At 60.7% G+C, this 7,125-nt stretch carries 5 protein-coding genes; 3 read left to right on the forward strand and 2 right to left on the reverse strand.

The window, feature by feature from the left end; translation table 11 throughout:
* Both ACE3OH_RS17090 and ACE3OH_RS17095 read left to right on the forward strand, forming a co-directional pair.
* Nucleotides 1-1,376, forward strand: a 1,376-nt coding sequence (locus ACE3OH_RS17090; protein WP_374355789.1) for a polyamine aminopropyltransferase, incomplete at its 5' end; no start/stop codon positions are given.
* A gap of 364 nt (nucleotides 1,377-1,740) precedes the next feature.
* Complete coding sequence (locus tag ACE3OH_RS17095) at nucleotides 1,741-2,988, forward strand: hypothetical protein (protein WP_374355792.1); 1,248 nt, start codon at nucleotides 1,741-1,743, stop codon at nucleotides 2,986-2,988.
* A gap of 36 nt (nucleotides 2,989-3,024) precedes the next feature.
* On the opposite strand, the gene ACE3OH_RS17100 is transcribed toward ACE3OH_RS17095, so the two are convergent.
* Together ACE3OH_RS17100 and ACE3OH_RS17105 are read right to left on the reverse strand one after the other, a co-directional pair.
* The gene (locus tag ACE3OH_RS17100) at nucleotides 3,025-3,507 is read right to left on the reverse strand and encodes a cytochrome c (protein WP_374355795.1); all 483 of its coding nucleotides are present in this window, start codon (nucleotides 3,505-3,507) and stop codon (nucleotides 3,025-3,027) included.
* 139 nt (nucleotides 3,508-3,646) lie between these two features.
* On the reverse strand, nucleotides 3,647-6,133 hold the full coding sequence (locus tag ACE3OH_RS17105; protein WP_374355798.1) for a choice-of-anchor X domain-containing protein: 2,487 nt from the start codon (nucleotides 6,131-6,133) through the stop codon (nucleotides 3,647-3,649).
* A gap of 213 nt (nucleotides 6,134-6,346) precedes the next feature.
* On the opposite strand from ACE3OH_RS17105, the gene hslV reads away from it, so the two are divergent.
* On the forward strand, nucleotides 6,347-6,880 hold the full coding sequence (hslV, locus tag ACE3OH_RS17110) for an ATP-dependent protease subunit HslV (protein WP_374355802.1): 534 nt from the start codon (nucleotides 6,347-6,349) through the stop codon (nucleotides 6,878-6,880).
* Nucleotides 6,881-7,125 lie beyond the last annotated feature (245 nt).

Consider the following 7,125-nt stretch of genomic DNA (forward strand, 5'->3'; position numbering starts at 1 on the left):
TGATCGGCGTGTATCTGTTCGCCATTGGCGTGGGTTCCTGGGTGTCGCGTCAGGTCACCCGCGATCTCGCCGCCTTGTTTATCAAGGTCGAACTGGCGGTGGGGCTGATCGGTGGTTTTTCGGCGGCAGGGCTGTTCTGGGCGTTTGCCTGGATCAGCGGGCCATTTCTGGTGGTGCTGTATGCCCTGGTGTTTCTGATCGGCGCCCTGGTTGGCCTGGAAATCCCCTTGGTGATGCGCCTCTTGGAGCGGCGCATCGAATTCAAGGAGCTGGTTTCGCAAGTGCTCAGTGTCGACTACCTGGGCGCACTGGCGGTATCGCTGCTGTTTCCGCTATGGCTGGCTCCGCATCTGGGCATGGTGCGTACCGCCTTGTTGTTCGGCTTGTTCAATGTCGGCATCGCTCTGTGGACCCTGTGGCTGTTCCGTCGGGAGCTGCCCGGCAAGCGGCTGTGGTGGCAAGGTGGCACAGTGGCAGCGCTGGTGCTGGCCGGCTTTGCCGGTGCCGGCCAGCTGTCCAGCCTGGCCGAGAATGCGCTGTATGAAGATCGCATCATCTTTACCGCCACCACGCCCTACCAGCGCATCGTGCTGACGCGTTGGCGCGATGATGTGCGGCTGTTTCTCAATAACAATCTGCAATTCAGCTCGCGCGACGAATATCGCTACCACGAGGCACTGGTGCATCCGGCACTGGCCGGGCTGCCGCTGGCGCGACGGGTGCTGGTGCTGGGCGGCGGCGATGGCCTGGCGCTGCGCGAAATCCTCAAATACCCGGCCATCGAATCAATCACCCTGGTAGAGCTGGACCCGGAAATGCCGGCCTTGCACAAGACTCATCCGGTGCTGCGCCAGCTCAATGGCGATGCCTTCCACGCTGCCAAGGTGAAGGTGGTGAATGCCGATGCGTTCCGTTGGCTGGAAGGGCAGCGCGACAGCTTCGACCTGATCGTGGTCGATTTTCCCGACCCGACCAATTACGCGGTGGGCAAGCTTTACACCAATACCTTTTACCGCATGGCCGAGCGCGCGCTGGCGCCACATGGCCGCATGGTGGTGCAGTCCACTTCGCCGCTGTATGGCCGGGCGGCATTCTGGACGGTGGCCGATACCATTGCCAGCGTCGGCTTGCAGGTCCACCCCTACCATGTGCATGTGCCGAGCTTTGGCGAATGGGGCTTTGTACTGGCCAGCCGCGAGGCGTACACACCGCCGGGGCAGCTGCCATCCGGCCTGCGTTTCCTGACGGTGGCGGGCATTCCGGCCATGTTCCAGTTTCCGCCCGATATGGCCCATGTGCCGACCGAGATCAACCGGCTCAACAACCAGTCGCTGGTGCATGTGTTCGAGCATGAGTGGCGCCAGGTATTGCGCTGACGCGGGTCTTGCATAGCGGCGGTCGAGAAACGCCCGCTATAGCGCGGACAACTGTTGCATCGGCGCTGTGCCCGATGTTGCGTTTCCAAGAACGGGCCGCGAAATTTGCCTATCTGCTTGTTTTGCATCCGGAAAATGGTGCGAGGCCGTTGCTGTCTGCCGGCAGTGAATGGCCCGGCTTTCATGGTTCTGTCACGAGCCAGGCGCCGCTGGTCGGTTAAAATCTGCCGTCCGAGTAGTGCTTCATGGCACACTTGCGCAATAACAGCGCGGTGCCAGTGCGCGACGGCTTTGCCCAAGACCATGCAAACAGCATTAGAATGGACTAAATCGCGCTACGGCGCGGTCATCAGGATACTCAAACGTGGTGTTTTCCTTCTTCAAGAAAAAGGATGCGGAGCCTGACCAGGCAACGCCGCGCCAGCCGCGCATCGTCCAGCCCAAAGGTGCCGCTGCCAAGGCCGACGCTGCCGGGCAAGGTGGCGTGGATGCCAGTGTGGCCGAAAAGGACAAGGCGCCGATTGATTTCGGCACGACTTTGGGGCCCAGCACCATTTCCGGCGTTCGCATCGATGTGGTGGAAAGCTCGGATGTGTTGTCGGTGGCGATGGAGCAGGCCGCCATCAGTTTTGCCAATGACCAGATCGACGATGCCATCGCCATCCTTGCCGCCGATGTGCTGGCAGATGGGCGCGGGTCTATCGATACCTGGCTGGCGCTGTTCGACCTGTACCAGATGCGTGGGCGACATGCCGAATTCGATGAGCTGGCTTTGCGTTTCGTGGTGGCTTTCGAGCGCAGCGCCCCGGTCTGGCAGCAGCAGGACCCCGGTAGCAAACCCGCCGTGCCGGCGCAGGCCAAGGCCGGCGGCCCGCACTTTACCTTTCAATCCAAACTGACTGCCGACAATATCGAAAAACAGCTGGAGCAGCTGGAAAAGGCAGTCGTCTCTGGCGCGGCCGTGCGGGTGGATTTTGGCCGGGTGGAATTGATCGAGTCTGCCGCGGCGGCTGCCATCGTGCAGCGCTGGGCCAAATTCCGCAAAAAGAAGGTGCGCTTTTTGCCCGCCGGCGGCCCGGCATTGACCGAGCGGCTGAAGGGGCTGATCGAGGTAATGCGCCGCAATGATGAAGAAGCGCCTTACTGGCTGCTGCTGATGGAAATCTACCAGCTGCTGGGTTTGCAGGAAGATTTCGAAAACGCAGCAGTGGATTACGCGGTGACATTCGAGGTGTCGCCACCCTCATGGGATGTCAGCGCCAAGACCAAGACGGCCGCTGAAGTGGCGGCAGAAGATGCCAAGCTGCGCGCCGAATCGCCGATGCCCGAGCCGGTTGAAGATGCCTATTGCTTCGAAGGGGTGATTGTCGGCGCCTCCGAGGCAAGCTTCCAGCCGCTGCTCGATTACGCGGCCGACCATGAGCAGGTTCTGGTCGATTTCAGCAAGGTGGCGCGGGTTGATTTTGTCAGCGCCGGCGCCTTGATGAATGTACTGGTCAATCTGACCGCCCAGTCCAAGCACGCCACCCTGATCGGCGCCAATGAGCTGATTGTTGCCTTGTTCCGCATCATGGGCATTGCCGATATTGCACGCATCATCCGCAAGAAATAGGCAGCGGCTGGTGCGCAGTACTCGCCGACCAGCAACCTAGCGACCTGGCGGCATTTGCCGCAGATACTGGCGCATGGTGCCGAGCAAGGCCGGCACCGTGCTGCCTTCGCCGAGCATGACTACCTCGCCATTGCGTGTCCCCAGAAAGAGTCGAGCGCTGGGATAGTAACGGTAGCGATAGCCGCCATACTCTTGCGTCGCGTTGGCCGACTTCCCCAGGGCGTCCGGAAAGCCCTGCTGCTCGGCCCAATCGAACAGCCGATCGGTATCGTTGCTGCCCGGGCGGGCGATATAGCTGGCAATGTCGAGCAGGTCCTCATTGCTCAGATAGCTGAGCGTGCTCATCAAGGACAGCGGATTGATCGCCTCACGGATACGCGCCGGATTGTCGGCCGCCAGCATGGGCGAGATATTCGGGCGCAGTGCGCCATGGCATTGCAGACAGGCTGACTGATACAGCTGCCGTCCATTGTCGACACTGCCGGTAGCGGCGAGCGCCGCCAAACTTGCCAGATTCATGCCCAGACTGGCCACGTGGCGCCAGGGGGGCGGCCTATGCGCTTTGCTCAATTGATTGTCCGATACAAAGGGCCCGGATCAACCGGGCCCATATTAGTTAAGCCTTGCCTGTTGGCGACGCCAAAGCCGCCGCTCTCGCCTAGTAACCGGCCGCCTTGGCGCTGGCCAGGAATACGCCCACCTTACCCACTTTCAGGATATTGGGGCCGAACTGCGCCGGGCCATAGACATACAGATTGCCATCGCCAGTGTTGTAGGCCAGATAGACATTGCTGTCCTTGTAGTAGCGCACCTTGTAGTTCTGGTAGTCAAAGGTCGTGGTGGGGGCCGGGAAAATACTCTTGTAGGCGACCTCGGCGAAGTTGAACACCCGGTCGAAGTCCGTCTTGGCGCCCTTTACCACCACATGGGTCTTGGCGGTGCGTACGAAGGTCTTGTTGGTCTTGAACAGGCCCTTTACCGGCTGGCCACCACCCTTGTAAGGCACATAGGAAATGCTTTCGGTGGAGAAACTACCTGTGCCGGCCGAGTTGTCGAACTTGATGATGGCGCGATAGTCGCCTTCCGACGCCGGGTTGAACTGACCGGTGTAGATGCCATCGTTTTCTTCCTTGTCCGAGCCCTTGCCATCATCAAGCAGGGTGAGCGTGCTGGTCTTGCCATCCGGCGCGATCAACTGGGCGCTGACCTGGATGCCGGTAATCGGGAAGTCGCCACCGACATTGGCGGTGATGATGCTGGGGGCGCCTACTGTCTTGCCCTTCTCGATGCGCGCTTCCGCAGTAACGGCACCAAGATTGGAGCCCGGGGTGCCCTCGATCGAATACTGCAGGTCGGCAGCGGCGCCGCCATTATTGATCGACAGCTTCCAGTTGCCGCCGGCCGGTGTCGCCACGCTAGCTTCACACTGCAGAGACTGCACGCCAGTGGCGCCCGTGTCATCGGCCTCGCAGGTCGCTGCGGTGGACTTGCCCGCCGGGTCGACCAGGGCTACGGTCAGCTTGCTTGGGTCGGCGCTGGCTTCCAGCGACAATTCCAGCGTCCCGACCGAGGAATCGACAAAGAAGGGCACCTCTTTGCTGCCGGTGACTGCGGTTGCAGTATCAGCAAGGATTTCATTGTCCAGGCCGGGTGAAGATGATTCATCGGCTTGCTGCAGCGATTCGGTAGCGCTGGTGTTGTCGGCGGCCGAATAGAACTCGCCGCCGTTATCCTCGGCCAGGGCGGTCAGCGCGTCCACGCTGCTGTCGTCGGTGCCGGCGCCAGCAAAAGTGAACAGGTTCAAGCCGGCCTTGCGTATGGCGGTCCCGCCGGCGGCCAGTGTTGCCCCGCTTCCGGGGAAGCCGTTGCTGAACAGATAGGCCGATTGCGATGACTGGCTATTGAGCTTGAGACCGGGTACGGCTGCAGCCAGCTTGCCCAGCGCATCGCCCAAGGCTGGATCCTTGCCGGACAGCTTGAGCGCGCGAATGGCATCCTTGAGTGCCTTGCTATTGCTTGCGCCATCCATCGCGGCAGGCGCCAGTACCACCTTGGCATCGCTATCGACGGTTGCCAGGCCAAGAATCACGCCTTTTTCGCTGCGGCCGACATCTTCGATCAGCGCATTCTTGATGCGGGCCAGGTCGGCATCGCTGGTGGCGCTGGAAATATCCACGGTAAACAGGCGGGTAGGCGGAATCTGTCCGGACACCGTGGCAAAGGTATTGCCGACGCTGGCAAAACCATTGCGCAAGGCCAGTGCAGTGCCGGGGGCTGCAGCGCCGGGCTTGAACTCGATCGACAATCCGGCCATGGAGGCGGCGATGCCTTCCGGGGTGCTCAGCTCATTGGTCGGATCGGTGCCGGCCGCCGGTTTGGCAGCCACCAGCTCGGGGAAAAAGGTGCGCCAGCGCTGCGAAGCCGGGTCCTGGTCGGTCGGCCGGGTAATGGTGTCCCAGCAGCTGGCGCCATAGGAGCGAAACTGCGCATTGGTATTGGCGTTATTGTTTTTTGAAGTGGAAAAATTCAGGACCGTCGGGTTGACCAGATTGTCATTGGCATCGGTGGCGGCCCAAGTGTTGTTCATGATCGAACCTTCCACCGCGATATCGGCCTTGCACGGCCCGCTCGGATCATTGGGCTTGCAGTCGCTGGTGCCGGCGTATTCGTCATACAGCGCGTAAAAGAAATGGCCCCACTCATGGGCGAGGATATAGCCGCCAGCCAGTTTCTTGTTGCCCAGCATATCGTAGGCGGTTTTGTCTCCGGCGCCGACATCGCAGTGCTGGATGCGCTGACCGGCCTTGCCGCGACCGCCGACGTGCGCATTGAACCAGCAATTGTTGCCGTCATCGCCCTTGTCATTACGCCACACCACATCTGCACGATCGGCAAAGGCTGCATCGGTATACACGGTTACCTTGCCGATGCGATGCGCGCCATTGCTCGCCTCGAATACCGCTTGCGCCAGACCTTGTATCGAGGTCTGGATGGCGGCCTTCTTGGCTTCGGTATTGGCCGCTGTATCCCAGTACGACACAGTCAGGTCGAAGTCTTTCGGCACGATGGCGGCCTGAGCAAGGCCGATGCTGGCAAAAACCAGCAGTGCAAGCGGGCGCAAGGCGCAGGGGCGAGTTCGGTTCATCGCAAATCCTTTCACGGCGTGGTTTTCAATATGGCGCCCTTTGCAGTGAGTCGAGCGCAGGGCTGGCAAACGAAGGGCATCGGCTCCCCACTATAGGAAACCGGTTTGCCAGTAACGGCGGATTTTCAGATTTTTCCGAGTAAAGGCAGCTCTTGTATTTGCTGACACGAGGCCCATCTTTGTCGCAGTCAGATCAAAGCAAAGAGGCAGGAAATGCAGCAGTTCGATGGCACCACCATTGTGTCGGTGCGGCGTGGCGACAGGGTGGCTCTGGGCGGTGATGGCCAGGTGACGCTGGGCAATGTGGTGATCAAGGCGACGGCACGCAAGGTGCGCAAGCTGTATCACGACAAGGTGCTGGTGGGCTTTGCCGGCGGTACCGCCGATGCCTTCACCCTGTTCGAGCGATTCGAGGCCAAGCTGGAAAAGCACCAGGGCCATCTGCTGCGCAGTGCGGTGGAGTTGGCCAAGGATTGGCGCACCGACCGCATGCTGCGCCGGCTGGAAGCCATGCTGATTGTGGCCGACAAGACTGCCACCCTGGTGATTACCGGCAATGGCGATGTGCTGGAGCCGGAGCAGGGCATCGCCGCCATCGGCTCGGGCGGGGCCTACGCCCAGGCGGCCGCCAAGGCATTGTTCGACAATACCGAGCTCGAACCGGCGATTATCGTCAAGAAATCGCTGGAGATCGCCGGCGATATCTGCATTTACACCAATCACAATCATGTGATCGAGACATTGTGATTCCGGTGGAGGGTGAAACGTGAAAGGTGATGCGCCTGCGGCGCGGTGAGAAAACACTGTGCCCGATGAGCCACACTCACAGCCCTTCACCTTTCACCCTTCACCTTTCACCCTTCACCCTTCACCTTTCCCCCCTTCTCACTCCATTTTTCACCCCCCGCCAAGGCAGTGAAACCATGACCCAGATGACTCCCCAGGAAATCGTCCACGAGCTGGACAAGCATATCGTCGGCCAGAATCAGGCC

The organism is Chitinimonas sp., assembly GCF_041904975.1.
In the GTDB taxonomy this organism is placed as follows: Bacteria; Pseudomonadota; Gammaproteobacteria; order Burkholderiales; family Chitinimonadaceae; genus Chitinimonas.

Coding starts and splice junctions, on each gene's coding strand:
- ACE3OH_RS17100 (WP_374355795.1), bottom strand. CDS start 3,507: ATGAATCTGGCAAGTTTGGCGGCGCTCGCCGCTACCGGCAGTGTCGAC.
- ACE3OH_RS17105 (WP_374355798.1), bottom strand. CDS start 6,133: ATGAACCGAACTCGCCCCTGCGCCTTGCGCCCGCTTGCACTGCTGGTT.
- hslV (WP_374355802.1), top strand. CDS start 6,347: ATGCAGCAGTTCGATGGCACCACCATTGTGTCGGTGCGGCGTGGCGAC.